Origin of the sequence: Phytohabitans sp. LJ34 (assembly GCF_052068095.1) — a bacterium.
Lineage (GTDB): Bacteria > Actinomycetota > Actinomycetes > Mycobacteriales > Micromonosporaceae > Phytohabitans.
The window spans coordinates 125,166-139,512 of sequence record NZ_JBQHDG010000004.1; the positions used below are offsets into that span (position 1 = coordinate 125,166).

Below are 14,347 nucleotides of genomic sequence, written 5' to 3' on the forward strand. Positions count from 1 at the left end.
CTCATTGTTGTGGCTGGTCGTCGTGCGGGCCGCGGTCGGGTGTCGTGCCCCGCACCGCCTGCGCGGGGAAAGCGGGCGGACTGGTGGCTTCGGACGCTGGCTGCGGCGACGAGGTGAGCACCCAGGTGTCCTTGGAGCCGCCGCCCTGGCTGGAGTTGACGATCAGGCTCCCCTCCCGCAGCGCCACCCGGGTCAGCCCCCCGGGCAGGACGTGGACCTGCTCGCCGTCGTTGACCGCGAACGGCCGCAGGTCGATGTGCCGGGGCAACAGCCGGTCGTCGAGGTGTGACGGCGAGGTCGACAGCAGCACCAGCTCCTGCGCGATCCACCCGCGTGGCTCCGCGAGCACCCGCGCGCGCACGGCCGCCAGCTCGGCGTCCGAGGCGGACGGCCCGATGACGATGCCGGAGCCGCCGGAACCGTCGACCGGCTTCACCACGAGCTGATCGAGTCGCTCCAGGCATTCCTCCCGAACGTCCGGGTCGTCGAGCCGGTAGGTCGTGACGTTGGGCAGCAATGGCTTCTCACCCAGGTAGTACTCGATGAGCGCCGGAACGTACGTGTAGGTCAGCTTGTCGTCGGCGACGCCGTTGCCGACCGCGTTGGCGATCGTGACGTTGCCGGCGCGGGCGGCGTTGAGAAGGCCCGGGCACCCCACGACCGAGTCGGGCCGGAAATGCACCGGGTCGAGGAAGTCGTCGTTGACCCGCCGGTAGACGACGTCCACCCGCTGCCTGCCACCGAGGCTGCGCATGTAGAGGACGTGCTCGTCGCAGAACAGGTCGCGGCCCTCGACGAGCTCGATGCCCATCTTGCGGGCCATGAAGGCATGCTCGAAATAGGCCGGGTTGTACACGCCAGGGCTGAGCAGCACCACGACCGGCTCCTTTACGCCGTCCGGCGCCGACCGGCGCAACGCATCCAGCAGCCGCCCCGGGTAGGAAGCGACCGGCCGCACCTGCTGCTCCAGAAAAAGCCCGGGAAAGACCCGCGCCATAGTCCGTCGGTTCTCCACAACATAGGACATTCCGGACGGCACCCGTAGATTGTCCTCGAGCACCCGCAGCACACCCGCCTCATCGCGGACCAGGTCGATCCCGGCGAGGTGGATCCGGACGTCGTTGCGCGGCCGGATGCCGTGTGCCGGCCGGCAGAACGTGGCCGACGTGGTCAGCAGAGTGCGCGGCACCACCCCGTCCCGCACGACCTCGGCCGGGCCGTAGACGTCGGCGAGGAAGGCCTCCAAGGCCCGTACCCGCTGCACGACGCCCGCTTCGACGACCTCCCACTCGGCGGCCGGGATCAGCCGGGGGATCAGGTCGAGCGGAAAGAGCCACTCCTCGCCGGCGTGGGAAAAGGTGACGCCCTGGTCGCGGAAGCTGCGATCCCGCGCCGCCGCACGCTGCGCCAGGTCTTCGCCGGTGAGCATCTGTAGGGCGTCGTAGAGCGCGCGCATGTGGGGATGCGGCAGCCCGTCCGCCCCGAACATCTCGTCGTAGGCTGGGCCGCGCGGATATCCGTCGAGGAGCCCTCCCATGCGAGGATTCGTACCACCGATTCGTTGCCGCGACCAGCAGTTACGGTGAGGAAACAATGACGGACCAGACTGAGGGCATGACAGCCGTCTCGCGGCAGGTCCGGGTCGGGTGTGAGTTCCGGTACACCGCGGAGGTGCAAACGCCCGCGATCTTCCAGGTCGAGCCGTCCGGGGTCGGGCCCGCGGCGGTGCTCCAGCAGGGCTGGGATATCCAGCCCGCCACCACCCGCCACGGCTACACCGACCTGTACGGCAACGACTGCCAACGACTCACCCTGCCCGCGGGCGACTCGACGCTGCGCTACAACGCCCTCGTCGCCGTCCCGGACGCGACCGAGGACGTGGACCTCGACGCGGCCGAGCTACCCGTCCCGCAACTGCCCGACGACGTGTTGATCTACACCATGCCCAGCCGCTACTGCCTGCCCGACGTCCTCGGCGACCAGGCATGGCGCCTGTTCGGCGGCCAGAAGCCCGGATATCGGCGGGTGCAGGCGATCTGCGACCACGTCAACAGCCACCTGCGGTTTGAGTACGGCACCAGCAGCCCCACCACCACCGCCGCCGAGGCCTATGCGGCCGGCAGCGGCGTCTGTCGCGACTTCGCCCACGTCGCGATCAGCTTCTGCCGGGCGCTGTCGATCCCGGCCCGCTACGTCTTCGGCTACCTGCCCGACATGGACGTGCCGCCGGACCCGGCGCCGATGGACTTCGCCGCCTGGATGGAGGTCTACCTCGACCACCGCTGGTGGACCTTCGACCCCCGCAACAACGCCGCCCGCAAAGGCCGTACGCTGATCGGCCGCGGCCGCGACGCGGTCGACGTCGCCATGGTCACCACCTATGGTGGACCACTGCTGCGGAGCATGCAGGTCTGGGCAGAGGAGGCGACGTGACATCGGACGGCGGGGCACCGCCCGACGCACCACCCCGGCTGCCCTCCCCCGCGGAGTTGGAGGAGGCCAGCCGGCTCACGTACGTGCTGCACCAGCGCTTCCGGTACAGCTATGACGGCCCGGTGCGAGACCTCGACCACCGGCTGGTGGTGGTCCCTCCCCGCCAGCATGGTGATCAGCGCCGGCGGCGGCATTCGATAGCTGTCTCCGCGGCCGGCGCCCGTACCACCCATCGCCGTGACGCCGCTGGCAACATCGTCACCCGATCGCGTGTGCCGCTGGTGCCGGACGGGATCGAGTTCGTGATCGAGGCGGTCGTAGAGCGGGCCGGGCCGGGCACCGACGTCGGCCTGCCGGCCGCGGCGCTGCACGATCCCCGGCTGCTCCGGCCGACTCGGCTGACCGCCACCGACCCCACGATCGACCGGGTCGCGGCGAGGCTGGCTGACCGCGATCCGCTGGCCACCGCCGAGCGGTTCTGCGCGTACGTGCACGACGCGATCACCTACGAGTACGGGGTGACCACTGTCGACACCACCGCTGCCCAGGCGCTCGCCCTCGGCCGTGGCGTGTGTCAGGACAGCGCCCATGTGATGATCGCGCTTTGCCGCGCCACCGGTCTGCCGGCCCGCTATGTCTCCGGACACCTTCTCAGCGAGGGCGGCACGCACGCCTGGGTCGAGGTCGTCGTCGCCGATCCGGAGGGCGCCCGCGCGGTGGCGTTCGACCCGTGCAACGGTCGCCGCGCCGGACGCGCTTACCTGACCGTCGCCACCGGACGCGACTACACCGATGTCGCCCCGACCTCCGGCACCTACCGCGGTGCCGCGCGCGGCGCGCTGACAGCGACCAAACGGGTCGACGTCGCACTGGCCTGACGGGCTCCGACCCGCCAGGCGCGGCTCGGCCGTCGCCCCTACTCCGAACCCCGACGGCAGGTCACCGCATTGGCGGTTGATGCGGGATCCTCACCGCGTAGGTCGATGAACAGGTCAGATGGTGAAGCCGCCGTCGATGTTGATCGTCGCGCCGGTCAGGTATCGGCCGTCCGGGCCGGCGAGGTAGGCGACGGCTCCCGCGATCTCGTCCGGTGTGCCGTAACGCCCGAGGGCGGTGAAGCCCTTGATCATGTCAGCGTCCGGGCCGTCGGCTGGGCTCAGGTCGGTGTCGGTCGGTCCCGGGTTGATCAGGTTCACGGTGATGCCGCGCGGCCCCAACTCCCGGCCCAGACCCTTGGTCAGGCCGATGAGAGCACTCTTGCTCATCGCGTACAGGGTGAAACCGGGGAACACCATCCGCTGGGCGGCGTTGCTGCCGATGCTGATGATCCGTCCGCCGTGCCGCATGTGGACGGCGGCCGCTTTCGCCGCGACGAACGGCGCGCGCACGTTGACGGCGACGGTACGTTCGAATTCGTCCAGCCCGAGCTCTTCCACCGGTCCGATGAGAAACACGCCAGCGTTGTTGACCAGGATGTCGAGCCGTCCGAACTCGGCGGCCACCTGGTCCACCGCGTCCTTCACGGCGGCGGAGTCGGCGCTGTCCGCCCGCACCGCCATCGCCCGGCGCCCGACGGCCTTGACCCTCTCGACTACGTCGCTGGCCCGGTCGACGTTTTGCAGGTAGGTAAACGCCACGTCGGCGCCGTCTTCGGCCAGGCGTGAGACCACTGCCGCGCCGATGCCCCGGCTACCGCCGGTTACCAATGCCACTTTGCCGTCCAGATTTTTGGTCATGCCTGAGTGTGCTCGTGTCGACCACACCTGTCCGGCGGGAATCGGACGTTTGTGTAGTCCGGACGGGGGGTTTGGTAAATCCGCGGCGAGGGAAGCCATCGTTGTGGGCCGCCCACTGCGGGCATCGGCCCGCTAGCAATGGAGAGCATCATGGGCGTTATCGCCTGGATCGTGCTCGGCGCCGTCGCCGGTCTCATCGCCGAAAACCTCACCGGGAGGGAGACCGGCCAGCCGCCGGCGTGACTGCCACCGGTCCGGTGATGACAAGTCTGGCAGTGGCTCCGATAACTGACATCACCACCTGGGCTCGCGGCAGCGGCTTGGAAATCGTGCTGTTCATCAGCGGTGCGATCGTGCTTTCGCGGATCACCAGGTGGGTGGGCTCCGCGGTCACGGGTCGGATCGAGGCGAGGTCTGCCCGCGATGCCGGCCTGGTTCGCACGGAGTCCGCGAAACATGGCCACGTCTTGGCGCAGGTGGTCATGTGGGCGGTGATCGTGCTGCTCTACAGCGTGGCGGCGGTCCTCACCCTCCGGCGCCTCGGTGTGCCGTTCACCGGCCTTGTCGCGCCAGCGGCGGTGGTGGGAGTGGCGCTCGGGTTCGGCGCCCAACGCCTCGTACAGGACGTCCTGGCCGGGCTGTTCATTATCGTCGAGCGCCAGTACGGCTTCGGTGACGTGGTACGCATCGCGGCGTTGGGCTCCGAGGTCGGCGTGAGCGGCACCGTCGAGGAGGTCACGCTACGCGTCACGCGGCTGCGCACCGTCAACGGCGAGGTCGTCATCGTGCCCAACGGGCAGATCGTGCAGGTGACCAACCAGTCCCGCGACTGGGCCCGCGCGGTCGTCGACGTGCCGGTACCCAGCAATGTGGACGTGAGCCGAGTCCGCGAGATCCTCGGCCGAGTCGGCCTGGACGCCCGCGACGATGCGACGCTGAGCGCGTTGCTGCTGGACCCGCCGTCCGTCCTGGGTGTGGAAAGCCTGGAGCTCGACACCCTCCACGTGCGCATGGTGGCCCGCACACTACCCGGCAAACAGTTCACCGTCGGCCGGGAACTACGGGCCCGAGTCGCGCTGGCCCTGCAAGCGGAGGGCATCAACGTGTCGACCAGCCTCGACACCGTCGAGCCCGCCGGAGCGCGCTGATGCCCAAACACCTGCTGCGCGGACATGTCCGCTTGTCGACGGTGCTGATCGCGCTGGTGTTCGTCGTCACGCTGGCGACCTACCTGCTCGTGCGGCCGGTACCGGCATCCGTCGTCGTCCCGTCGAGGATCCCGACACCCACAGGCCAATCCTCGACGGAGCCGAGCCCCACGTCGAAACCCAGCCGTACCCCACCGGCTTCTCCATCGCCGTCACGGGCGCCCACATCAACGCCAACCCTGACGCCGACACCAACGCCAGCCCCAGCGTCGGGGTCGACGTCAGCGTCCCCGGACGGATAAGCGCGGAAGGTTACTCTGACGGCTGCGGCACGGTGCAGTCGACCTTTGGGTTGACGCCCACGTAGTTCAGCGGTCCCGCGATGATCGTGATCACGGTGTTTCCGGCTTTGGCGCAGCTGCTGGAAGACCCGCCGAGGTATCCGCGCTGTCCGGCAGCCACCAGGCCAATGATCAACCAGATCACGACGATTACTGCTCCGATGCGCACGGCTTGCCTCCTGATGCGAATCCGAACGGTGGTTCCGCGGTGACCTCGTGCCGCCGCGACCGATACCACAGCGATACCCAGACCGGCGATGTCCATAACGGACACCGATGAGCGGCGTTTCGGTGAGGGAACCCGGCTTCGGCGACGACGCGGCAATTGGCACGCGGGACGGTTTGGAACTCATCGGGCTCAGGGCATACGCCCTACCGAGGGAGGATCCCAATGTCCACTGCTGTAATCGTCATCCTGATCATCGTTGTGGTGGTCGCGCTCGCCGTCACCGGCTGGCTCACCGCCCGGCGGCGAAACCTACGGGCAAAGTTCGGCCCGGAATACCACCGGGTGATCGCCGAGCAGCCCAGCCGCGCCGCGGCCGAGCGGGAATTGCACCAGCGCGAACGCAAGCACGCCGAACTGAATTTGAAGCCGCTGGCGCCGGAAGCCCGAGCACGGTACGCGGCCGAGTGGGCGACGGTGCAGGCCCGCTTCCTCGACTCGCCCAGTGACGCGGTGCGCGACGGTGACGAGTTGGTCACCAGACTGGTCGGCGACATCGGGTACCCGACCGACAGCGACGACGAACAGCTCGCGCTGCTATCCGTCGAACACAGCGCCACTCTCGGCCACTACCGGGAGGCGCACGAGATCTCCCTACGCAACACCCGTGGCGAGGCCAGCACCGAACAGCTGCGCCAGGCGCTGGTGCACTATCGGGCGCTGTTCGCCGAACTGCTCGGCGAACAGCCCATCCCCCAGGGCGGTAAGCCGCTCGGCGTGGAACCGCCCGCCACCGAGCCGGCCGGAGACCGCGCCGTCAACAACACCGTCCCGATGTCCATACCCGGAAACGAGCCGTGGAGGATTTCATGACCGACCAGAGCACCCGTGAGCAGTGGACACGGCCGACCCAAACGCTGGAACGGGCCGGTCCAGAACGAACCGAACCAGAGCCGTCCACTCAGGACAGTGCCGCCGACGATCCAGCGGCGCATACCGCCGCCGAGCATGCGGTCGGCGGTTCCGTCTGGGCCGACGACGCTGCCCTTGAGCAGGCCGACCCCGAGCAAGCCGTCGGTGTGGCGCCGATGCCGGACGCCGGGCCGGGCCCCGACCCCCAGCCAGCCGAGCAGCACCACGGCGTCGCCGTAGCGGCCGACACCGGCGGACCGGTGGGCGACGTCAACGAGGAAAGCGACGTCACCGGGGGCCAGGCGCCGACCGTGCCGGCATCCGTGGACGACACGGCCGCACCCGACGTTGCCGGCTCAGGCGAGCTGCTACCCGGCGATGTGCCGGCTGAGCCGGCAGCGCTGTTCGACGGCGCCGCGATGCAGGGGTTCCGGGATCGGTGGCAGCAGTTGCAGCTGCGTTTCATCGACGACCCGCACACCGTGGCCGCGCAGGCCGGCGCGCTGGCCGACGAGATGGTCACCGCCCTGCGCGACGCCGTGGACCAGCACCGCACGACGCTGGAGGCCTGGCAGTCCGACGACGGCGTCGACGCGCACTTCGGGGATACCGAACGGCTGCGGGTCGCGGTCCGCCGCTACCGCGACTTCGTAGACCGCCTCCTCGCCATGTAAGCGCACGCAGCTCGCCGAGCCGCCAGTGCGAACAACCGGCGGCCTCGGCGGGCGACCCTGGACACCTGACCCTGGACACCTGCCCGCCGGCAGGTGGACGGTACGCCGGGCGCGCACGCTCGGCACTCCTACAGGTTGCCAGCGGTGTCCACCTCGGCCGGTTATGCTGGCATTACAGCCGTGGGAGGTTGTCATGCTCATACTCTTCGTTGTGCTGATGGCGCTGTGGCTCATTCTGGCAATCGTTGGGATCGCCATCGATGGCTTGTTGTGGCTCGGCATCATCGGGATCATTCTTTTCCTCGGGACCGCTGTGATCGGCGGACTCCGGCGTAGAGCGCTGAAGCACTAGCCAGCGCAACGGATCGCCGGCGGCCACGGCAACGGCCGTGTTGCCGGGCAGCCGCATGCCCGGTCGAGAATGACCTGGGATTACCCCCAACGGCCCGGAGGGGCTGGCTGCGGGAACGGACGACGGCCTACGCCACCAGGGCGACACCCCGAAAGCGAGGCCGACGAACCCGGCCGCCACGGCTCCGCCGGCATCCGCGCCACGCTGGCGAGCCAACACCTAGGCTCGGCGTACGTGGGCGCGCTGGCCTCGTCCAGCTCGACGTACGGGTCGCGGTCGGGGTACGAGTGCACCCACGACCAGCCCACGCTCGCCCGTCATCGAGGAAGATCCAGCGCACCAAGCGGATCGGACCTTTGGTAGGTGTTCAGCGGCCGGTTGGCGGGATGTTCGAGGTCTTGTCCGCGCGCCTGATCTTCTTCATCCTCTTCTCGGCCCGCTTCTCCTTCAATGTTCTGCCCTGCTTTTTCGTGTTGGACTTTTGCGGAGACTTGTCTGACATGGCAACCCCTTCGTCAAGCGAACATCGAGACAGCGCAGCCCCGGTCGAGTGCCGTGAGGCAGTGGTCGATGCCAGGAGACGCGCGACGACGTCGCCGGCCCGGTCCTGACCCATCTCGCCGCGGCGTCTGACTCGGCCCCGCCGAGGCGGACTGTCACGCCACCGGGGTCCCGAGCAACACCCTCACTCTACGCCTGTCGGGGCTCCGCGGCCCTGCCGGTCATCCGGCACGTCTCGCACCGATCGGGTACATGAAGGTTGCGGGGCCTAGCGGATTCGCTGGGCCCCGTTTCAGGTCAGTTCCTTGTGAACGGGCGACAGGGCCGGTCAATGCAGCGCATTGACCGGCCCTGTCCGGGGGGTGGTGGAACGGTCCTGACAACCTGCCGCGGGAGCGGCGGGTGGATGGGATCAGGAGGTGACGGCGAGGTGGTTGTTCACACCCGTCACGCCGGAGGCTGCCCACGCTACGTACCCGGCCTGATGGCGTTCGGCCCACGACCGGACGGATCCGTTCAGCGTGACGTCTGCGCCGTTGACGTCAACGGCGATCTCGCGGGAGTCGAGCTGCGCGTTGCGCAGGATCGCGGCCTCGATCGCGGCCTTCGCTCCAGACTGTGGCGCGGACGCGGCTAGCGAGATGGTGTTGGCGACCGCGGTCACGCCCTTGAGGTACATGACCGCGCGGGCTGCGGCCTCGCGCTGGTACTGCCAGTTGACGGTGCCCGACAGGGTGATCGTGTGATCGCGGACGCTGGCCTTGACCGAGTCCGACGGCACGTCGACCGCCCAGCTGAGCATCTGCCTGGCCGTCTCGGCGACATCGGTGTCGTTCGCGCCGGAGGTGCCCGGGTCGCGTACTACCATGTCATCGGCGACCGCTTTGACGCCCCGTACTCGTAGGGCTGATCGTTTCGCCGCGTGACGCTCGGGCAGGCTGTTCACCTCGCCGGAGAGTGTCACCACGCCGCTTTTCGCCGATACGCCGAGCTGCGCGGCGTCGACACTGGGGTTGTAGAGCAGCTCGTCGGTGACGTTGGTCTGAAGTTCGTTATCACTCCTACGGATCGTGTCTGTCATATGCCAACCATGGCCCTCCGGCCGGATACACGCCACCCTATTTGCAATTTATCTGAATAAATCTTCGAATTCGCTCGGAAGTGCATGTGTTTAAGGGGTTATCGTCGGCTATTCGGCACGACATTGTTCGTCACCCCTACACCCGGGCGACGCCCCGACGCGTGAGAGCCAGCGGGGCGACTCGAACGCCCTACCTCCGGGTTACGAATCCGGTGCACCACCTGTCGTGCTGCGCTGGCATGGAGCCGACGCCCAGGCTCGAACTGGGTCCTCCGGCTTACAAGACCGGGGCACAACCTGTTGTGCTTCGTCGGCGAGTGTCGCTGGGAGCCCAGGATTCGAACCTAGACGAGCTGCTTCAGAGGCAACCATGCTTCCGTTACATCAGCTCCCAAGGGCAGCCCGTCGCAGTAGCCGCAGCGGCGGCCGTCGCGGGCAAGGATGCCGGTCCGGACCGGTCACCCGGCCATCGGATCCTCCTTCCTCGTCGCGCCAACGAAACCGGGGATTCCGTTGGGATGAGCCGGTGTCCTCCCAACGGGTGTTGGGAGCTGGAGCGGACGGCGGGCCTCGAACCCGCGACCTTCACCTTGGCAAGGTGACGCGCTACCTGCTGCGCTACGTCCGCGCTCTACCTGCTGAGCTACGACGGCGTGTGCTCGGAGGGAGTCGAACCCTCACGCCTCGCGGCACCGGGGTTTGAGCCCGGCATGTCTACCTGCTTCCATCACGAGCACCTACAGCTGGGGGCAGAGGGGGTCGAACCTCGTAGCCGCATCGAAAATGCGTCGGCCTGCCCTTAGCCGAGCCCCCATCGAGAGCGATCGGCGGGAGTCGAACCCGCTACCTCTGGGTGGAAGCCAGGAGTGTCACCACCAACACCTCGATCGCGTCGCCGATGCGGGACTCGAACCCGCTGCTCCAGGGTGAGAACCTGACGACCTAACCCATGGTCGAATCGGCGCTTGTGGCTGGCAGCCGGCGGACGCCCAACACCGCCGGCCGAAGTCGGGGGATCGCAGGGGCGACACGCCCCTATGGAGTTGGTTGCCCTGCAACGAAAACGCCGCCCGGTCCCTGGTCTGGGAGGGCGGCGTAGACGCTGCTGGTGTGCGCTACGGTCGCCGCCTCCGGCCCAGGTTTGGCTTTTCGCTGGCGGTCTGCTCGACGGGTCGCCCGAATATGGGCATGCCCGCGGAACCGCACAGCGCGAGGCGCTGCGGTGCGGATGAGGCGTGCCACAACATGACGGTCGCTCCCGGGGTTCGATGTGGGCGTTGAGATCAACGGTAGAGGTAGCCGTCCGCAGGGGCAACAGCTTTTCTGGGTTCCAAAGGCCAAAGTGGACGGATCCGTCGCCCGCTAGTTACTCAACCCGTCGAAGAACGCGCGCACGTCGGTGGCGTACGCGTCAGGCTGTTCGAGGGAGAGGAAGTTGCCGCCGCGCTCGATCTCCGTCCAACGCACGACGACGCTGTCCCGCTCGGCGAAGCGTCGGATCGTGATGTCGGTGTTCGCGGCCAGCAGCACCGCCGTGGGCACGGGGCTGCGGTCCTTCGGCGCCCAGCCGGCCGGGTCGTGGGCCATCTCGTAGTACAGGTTCGCCGACGAGCCGGCCGTTCCCGAGAACCAGTACACGCTGATGTTCGTCAGCAACGTGTCGCGGCCGACGGCGTCCTCCGGCAGCTCGGCCGCGGGGTCGGTCCATTCCTTGAACTTCTCGACGATCCAGGCGAGTTGGCCTGCCGGCGAGTCGTGCAGCGCGTGCGCGAGTGTGTGCGGACGGGTCGACTGGATGGCGTTGAAGCCCATCATGTCGTCGCGGAAGTTCTGGAGCCGTTGCAGGCGAATCTGTTCGGCTTCGGTGAGTCCGTCGAAGTCGGCCGGGTCGCCCGAAGGGAACGTGACGTGCCCGTTCAGGTGCACTCCGAGCACTCGGTCGGGCGCCTGCCGGCCCATCTCGACGGCGATCCAGCCGCCACCGCCGGAGCCCTGCACGCCGTAGCGCTCGTACCCGAGCCGCGCCATGACCTCGTTGAACGCACCGGCGATCCGGCCGGTGTTCCAGCCTGGCCCGACCAGCGGGCCGCCGAAGCCGACGCCTGGAAGGTTGGTCAGCACGAGGTGGAAACGGTCGGTCAGCTTCTCCACGACCGTGGTGAACGCGACGAATGACGCCGGCCAGTCGTGCGTCATCAGCAACGGCGTCGCGTTTGGGTTGGCTGAGCGAATGTGTGCGAAGTGGATCGGCTGCCCCTCGACCTCGGTGACGAACTGTGGCAGCTCGTTCAGCGCGGCCTCTGCGGCGCGCCAGTCGTAGCTGTCGGCCCAGTAGGAGGCCAGGCTCCTGAGGTAGTCGACCGGGACGCCGCGGCTCCAGCCTTGGCCCGGCAGGTCAGTACCCCACCGGGTGCGGTGCAGGCGCTCGCGCAGATCGTCGAGGTCGGCCTGCGGGACGTCGATGCGGTACGGGCGGATCTCGGTGCTCATGGCGAACCCCTTCGATTCCGACTTGCGGAACGGAACGCTTCATTCTGACCCACTCAGCGTAGCAGAGCGGAATGGTCCGTTCCACAAAGACGAGATGTGATCCACGTCAAAGCCGCTTCCGAGCAGCGGGCCTAGCCCAGGCCCGTCACCGTCACCTAGCGCTGTGCCGGGGCTGGGGACCTCTGGGCCAGGGCGGCGCGTACCCGTTCGACCTCCTCGTGCTCCTGACTACCGGCCGCGCCGAGCGCGCGCCGCCAGGCCGCCCGCGCGGCGTCGGTGTCACCGGCCGCGGCGTTGCAGTCGCCGATATCCCCGGCCTGGCTGACCGTGTCGCCCAGATCGGCAAACAGTGCGGCAGCCCGGATCAGGACCCCGCGCGCACCGCCGCGATCAACACCGGAAGCTCCACTGTGTACCACGCCGCCGCGAGTTCCGGATCGGCTACGTCGGTCACTACCGCGCCGGACCTCGAATCCAGCCGATCGAGGTGGGATCCGAACTGGCGAACAACGCGCAGGTCACGCCCCACGTACTGGACTTCCGCGACAGCAGCTTGGTCGCTTCCGAACGACGACCCGACCTGAGCGCCGAACCAATCGCCAGGCACTCAGAGCCGATAAAGAGCGAATGGGGCGTCCGGGTGTATGCCGGTCCGGCCCTCGACAAGTCCCTCACGCCGGATGATGCCCGCTGGTCCCATCCCGAGCCGCTCCATGACCGCCCGCGAGGCACGGTTGTGCACCTCGGTAAACGCCACGATCGGCAGTTCCGCGTGGTGGGTTACTGCCCAGTCGAGCGCTGCCCGGCCAAGCTCCGTCGCATAGCCACGGCCCGTGCGGGCATCGCGTACCGCCCAGCCAAGCTCGAGCACCATCTCACCGGCGAGGTCAAAACGGGTGAAGCCACCGCGCCCCACGAGCGACCCGTCCGATCGGGCGCGCGCCATCCACTTACCGACTCCGTCCGCCGTCCACCCGGCCGCCATGTTCGCGGCCCACGCCTCCACGCCAGCGCGGGTCCAAGGTCCGGTCCAATACGCGACCACGGGATCGCTATACAAGAGGACCAGGTCATCGACATCGCCTCGACCGACCGGTGTCAGGACGAGCCGCCGCGTCAGAACCGGATCGGTCGGCGCCTGGACCGACCGCTTCGCATGCATCGACTCAGTAAACAACGTCGCATCGCCGGGGCAACAGCGAATGCCAGCCGACGCCGGTCGGTCAGAATGAGCGAAACAGCAGGTCAACGGCATACATTCAGATCATGTCATCGGCTTAGGAAACCGTTGCTATATATCCCCTGAGCTCAGAGCTGCTCGCCGGCATCCGGGCCGCCGCCGGGGACGTCCGTGATCTTCAGGGACCGGCACCGGCGATAGCCCCATGCAGTACGTAGGGATAGTCTGCCGAGCGTGTCGCCAACCATCCGCCAGCCCAGGCAACGGCTGTGATGGCGACCGCCCCGCCGGCGATGCCCTGCCTGGTCCGGGACGTCGGACGGGCCGGGGTGGCCAGCGCCACCAGCCCGAGCACGATCAGGACGGTGTCGAAGTTCAGCGTAGGCGCCTCCCAGTACAGCAGGTTGGTCAACAGCAGGAAGTTGCCGGGGGGCTGTGGCAGCTGGAACAGATCGGCCAGGTACGGCATCGCGGCGACCAGCGCGACGGACAGCAGGATCAGCGGCCGGCCGTACCGCCCGAGCAGGCACACGACGGCCGCCGTGGCCACCCAGGCCGCGTACATGATGGGTGCGCTGGTCTCGAACGGCCCGAGCTGTGAGACGCCGTACTGCGTCCAGTTCGGCTCGCCGGCCAACTCGTACCCAGTGAGCCAGAACAGCGACAGCCTCGCGGCCAGCGCGAGCGCCACCGGCCCGGCAGCCGACAGCCGACCGAACACCGCATCGAGCCTAAGCCCGCCGATCCTGCGGCGCAGCCCGCCGAACACCAGGTCGGCAGCCTCGACCAGTGTCGGCCACCGCTGGCCGGGACGAGCGGCGTCGAGCAACAGGCCGATGATCTCCTCGCCGCGCCGGTCACGGTAGTCGGTCGGACAGGCCCTGATCAGCCATCCGTATCGGCGGGCCAGAAGCTCCTCCGCGCGCTCCGGGGTCACCGCGCACCCGCCGTCCATGAGAGCGGGAGACGCGCGGCACCTTCCGGCCGGAGCCGCCGGCTGGACGGGTTTGCGGACAGGCGTGTGACGGCCAGCTCGGCGTTGTGCCGCAGCCGTTCCGCCTCCGCCGCCAGAACCGCTCGACCCTCACCGGTGAGCCGGTAGAACCGGCGCAGCCGCCGCCCCACCGTCTCTTCGCCACTGACCTCGATCAGCCCTTCGTCGGCTAACCGGTCAAGCGCGTCGTAGAGGGTGCTGGCCGCAGCCGCACCCGGCCACCGGACAGGGTCTCGACCTCCTGCCTTACCCCGTAGCCGTGCCGCGGCTGTCTGATGGGTGCGGATCCACGGATCGGGCCCGGCGGGCTTGACCCTGACGCCGCGTCAACCCCGCATG

At 68.5% G+C, this 14,347-nt stretch carries 14 protein-coding genes and 8 tRNA genes; 5 read left to right on the forward strand and 17 right to left on the reverse strand.

Annotated features, from left to right (window positions below; translation table 11 throughout):
* Position 1: 1 nt before the first annotated feature.
* Positions 2-1,537, reverse strand: coding sequence for a circularly permuted type 2 ATP-grasp protein (locus ACTMTJ_RS08225; protein WP_441215529.1), 1,536 nt, complete (start codon positions 1,535-1,537; stop codon positions 2-4).
* 77 nt (positions 1,538-1,614) lie between these two features.
* Between ACTMTJ_RS08225 and ACTMTJ_RS08230 the strand changes: the two genes are divergently transcribed.
* A complete protein-coding gene (locus tag ACTMTJ_RS08230; RefSeq protein WP_441215530.1) occupies positions 1,615-2,433 on the forward strand; it encodes a transglutaminase-like domain-containing protein in 819 nt (272 codons plus the stop codon).
* Positions 2,430-3,311, forward strand: coding sequence for a transglutaminase family protein (locus ACTMTJ_RS08235; RefSeq protein ID WP_441215531.1), 882 nt, complete (start codon positions 2,430-2,432; stop codon positions 3,309-3,311). The genes ACTMTJ_RS08230 and ACTMTJ_RS08235 overlap by 4 nt, the downstream gene beginning before the upstream one ends.
* A gap of 114 nt (positions 3,312-3,425) precedes the next feature.
* Here the strand turns inward: ACTMTJ_RS08235 and ACTMTJ_RS08240 are convergent, their stop codons facing one another.
* Positions 3,426-4,169 carry an SDR family NAD(P)-dependent oxidoreductase gene (locus tag ACTMTJ_RS08240; RefSeq protein ID WP_441215532.1) on the reverse strand — a complete coding sequence of 248 codons (744 nt, stop codon included), beginning with the start codon at positions 4,167-4,169 and terminating at the stop codon, positions 3,426-3,428.
* Between the two features lie 275 nt (positions 4,170-4,444).
* On the opposite strand from ACTMTJ_RS08240, the gene ACTMTJ_RS08245 reads away from it, so the two are divergent.
* Positions 4,445-5,317 carry a mechanosensitive ion channel family protein gene (locus ACTMTJ_RS08245; protein ID WP_441215533.1) on the forward strand — a complete coding sequence of 291 codons (873 nt, stop codon included), beginning with the start codon at positions 4,445-4,447 and terminating at the stop codon, positions 5,315-5,317.
* Between the two features lie 312 nt (positions 5,318-5,629).
* Here the strand turns inward: ACTMTJ_RS08245 and ACTMTJ_RS08250 are convergent, their stop codons facing one another.
* Positions 5,630-5,923, reverse strand: coding sequence for a hypothetical protein (locus tag ACTMTJ_RS08250; RefSeq protein WP_441215534.1), 294 nt, complete (start codon positions 5,921-5,923; stop codon positions 5,630-5,632).
* Positions 5,924-6,049: 126 nt separating this feature from the next.
* Here ACTMTJ_RS08250 and ACTMTJ_RS08255 point away from each other — a divergent pair, with 126 nt between their 5' ends.
* Both ACTMTJ_RS08255 and ACTMTJ_RS08260 read left to right on the forward strand, forming a co-directional pair.
* Positions 6,050-6,697: a hypothetical protein gene (locus tag ACTMTJ_RS08255; protein ID WP_441215535.1), complete on the forward strand. Its 648-nt coding sequence runs from the start codon at positions 6,050-6,052 to the stop codon at positions 6,695-6,697.
* Positions 6,694-7,410 (forward strand): hypothetical protein, encoded by a 717-nt coding sequence (locus tag ACTMTJ_RS08260; protein WP_441215536.1) that lies wholly within the window; start codon positions 6,694-6,696, stop codon positions 7,408-7,410. The genes ACTMTJ_RS08255 and ACTMTJ_RS08260 overlap by 4 nt, the downstream gene beginning before the upstream one ends.
* Positions 7,411-7,582: 172 nt before the next feature.
* On the opposite strand, the gene ACTMTJ_RS08265 is transcribed toward ACTMTJ_RS08260, so the two are convergent.
* From ACTMTJ_RS08265 to ACTMTJ_RS08330, 14 genes are all read right to left on the reverse strand, one after another.
* Positions 7,583-7,819 carry a hypothetical protein gene (locus ACTMTJ_RS08265; RefSeq protein WP_441215537.1) on the reverse strand — a complete coding sequence of 79 codons (237 nt, stop codon included), beginning with the start codon at positions 7,817-7,819 and terminating at the stop codon, positions 7,583-7,585.
* A gap of 856 nt (positions 7,820-8,675) precedes the next feature.
* Positions 8,676-9,344 carry a BON domain-containing protein gene (locus ACTMTJ_RS08270; protein WP_441215538.1) on the reverse strand — a complete coding sequence of 223 codons (669 nt, stop codon included), beginning with the start codon at positions 9,342-9,344 and terminating at the stop codon, positions 8,676-8,678.
* Positions 9,345-9,510: 166 nt separating this feature from the next.
* A tRNA-Thr gene (locus ACTMTJ_RS08275) sits at positions 9,511-9,583 on the reverse strand.
* Between the two features lies 1 nt (position 9,584).
* Positions 9,585-9,659, reverse strand: a tRNA-Thr gene (locus ACTMTJ_RS08280).
* 8 nt (positions 9,660-9,667) lie between these two features.
* A tRNA-Gln gene (locus tag ACTMTJ_RS08285) sits at positions 9,668-9,738 on the reverse strand.
* Between the two features lie 158 nt (positions 9,739-9,896).
* A tRNA-Gly gene (locus ACTMTJ_RS08290) sits at positions 9,897-9,972 on the reverse strand.
* Between the two features lie 26 nt (positions 9,973-9,998).
* Positions 9,999-10,081: transfer RNA gene (locus ACTMTJ_RS08295), tRNA-Leu, on the reverse strand.
* Positions 10,082-10,087: 6 nt separating this feature from the next.
* A tRNA-Glu gene (locus ACTMTJ_RS08300) sits at positions 10,088-10,158 on the reverse strand.
* A gap of 5 nt (positions 10,159-10,163) precedes the next feature.
* Positions 10,164-10,235: transfer RNA gene (locus ACTMTJ_RS08305), tRNA-Gly, on the reverse strand.
* Between the two features lies 1 nt (position 10,236).
* Positions 10,237-10,308 (reverse strand) — tRNA-Glu (locus tag ACTMTJ_RS08310).
* A gap of 398 nt (positions 10,309-10,706) precedes the next feature.
* Positions 10,707-11,834, reverse strand: coding sequence for an epoxide hydrolase family protein (locus ACTMTJ_RS08315; RefSeq protein WP_441215539.1), 1,128 nt, complete (start codon positions 11,832-11,834; stop codon positions 10,707-10,709).
* A 607-nt stretch (positions 11,835-12,441) separates the two neighbouring features.
* The gene (locus ACTMTJ_RS08320; protein WP_441215540.1) at positions 12,442-12,996 is read right to left on the reverse strand and encodes a GNAT family N-acetyltransferase; all 555 of its coding nucleotides are present in this window, start codon (positions 12,994-12,996) and stop codon (positions 12,442-12,444) included.
* 196 nt (positions 12,997-13,192) lie between these two features.
* Entirely contained in the window at positions 13,193-13,951 is a 759-nt protein-coding gene (locus tag ACTMTJ_RS08325) for a hypothetical protein (RefSeq protein ID WP_441215541.1), read from the reverse strand.
* On the reverse strand, positions 13,948-14,295 hold the full coding sequence (locus tag ACTMTJ_RS08330) for a PadR family transcriptional regulator (protein ID WP_441215857.1): 348 nt from the start codon (positions 14,293-14,295) through the stop codon (positions 13,948-13,950). Before ACTMTJ_RS08330 ends, ACTMTJ_RS08325 begins: the two co-directional genes overlap by 4 nt.
* Between the last annotated feature and the right edge of the window lie 52 nt (positions 14,296-14,347).

What these genes read in the sequence shown, in the direction of transcription:
- ACTMTJ_RS08230 (WP_441215530.1), top strand. Translation starts at nt 1,615, where the DNA reads ATGACAGCCGTCTCGCGGCAGGTCCGGGTCGGGTGTGAGTTCCGGTAC.
- ACTMTJ_RS08265 (WP_441215537.1), bottom strand. Translation starts at nt 7,819, where the DNA reads ATGCGGCTGCCCGGCAACACGGCCGTTGCCGTGGCCGCCGGCGATCCG.
- ACTMTJ_RS08250 (WP_441215534.1), bottom strand. Translation starts at nt 5,923, where the DNA reads ATGGACATCGCCGGTCTGGGTATCGCTGTGGTATCGGTCGCGGCGGCA.
- ACTMTJ_RS08260 (WP_441215536.1), top strand. Translation starts at nt 6,694, where the DNA reads ATGACCGACCAGAGCACCCGTGAGCAGTGGACACGGCCGACCCAAACG.
- ACTMTJ_RS08320 (WP_441215540.1), bottom strand. Translation starts at nt 12,996, where the DNA reads ATGCATGCGAAGCGGTCGGTCCAGGCGCCGACCGATCCGGTTCTGACG.
- ACTMTJ_RS08240 (WP_441215532.1), bottom strand. Translation starts at nt 4,169, where the DNA reads ATGACCAAAAATCTGGACGGCAAAGTGGCATTGGTAACCGGCGGTAGC.
- ACTMTJ_RS08315 (WP_441215539.1), bottom strand. Translation starts at nt 11,834, where the DNA reads ATGAGCACCGAGATCCGCCCGTACCGCATCGACGTCCCGCAGGCCGAC.
- ACTMTJ_RS08225 (WP_441215529.1), bottom strand. Translation starts at nt 1,537, where the DNA reads ATGGGAGGGCTCCTCGACGGATATCCGCGCGGCCCAGCCTACGACGAG.
- ACTMTJ_RS08255 (WP_441215535.1), top strand. Translation starts at nt 6,050, where the DNA reads ATGTCCACTGCTGTAATCGTCATCCTGATCATCGTTGTGGTGGTCGCG.
- ACTMTJ_RS08270 (WP_441215538.1), bottom strand. Translation starts at nt 9,344, where the DNA reads ATGACAGACACGATCCGTAGGAGTGATAACGAACTTCAGACCAACGTC.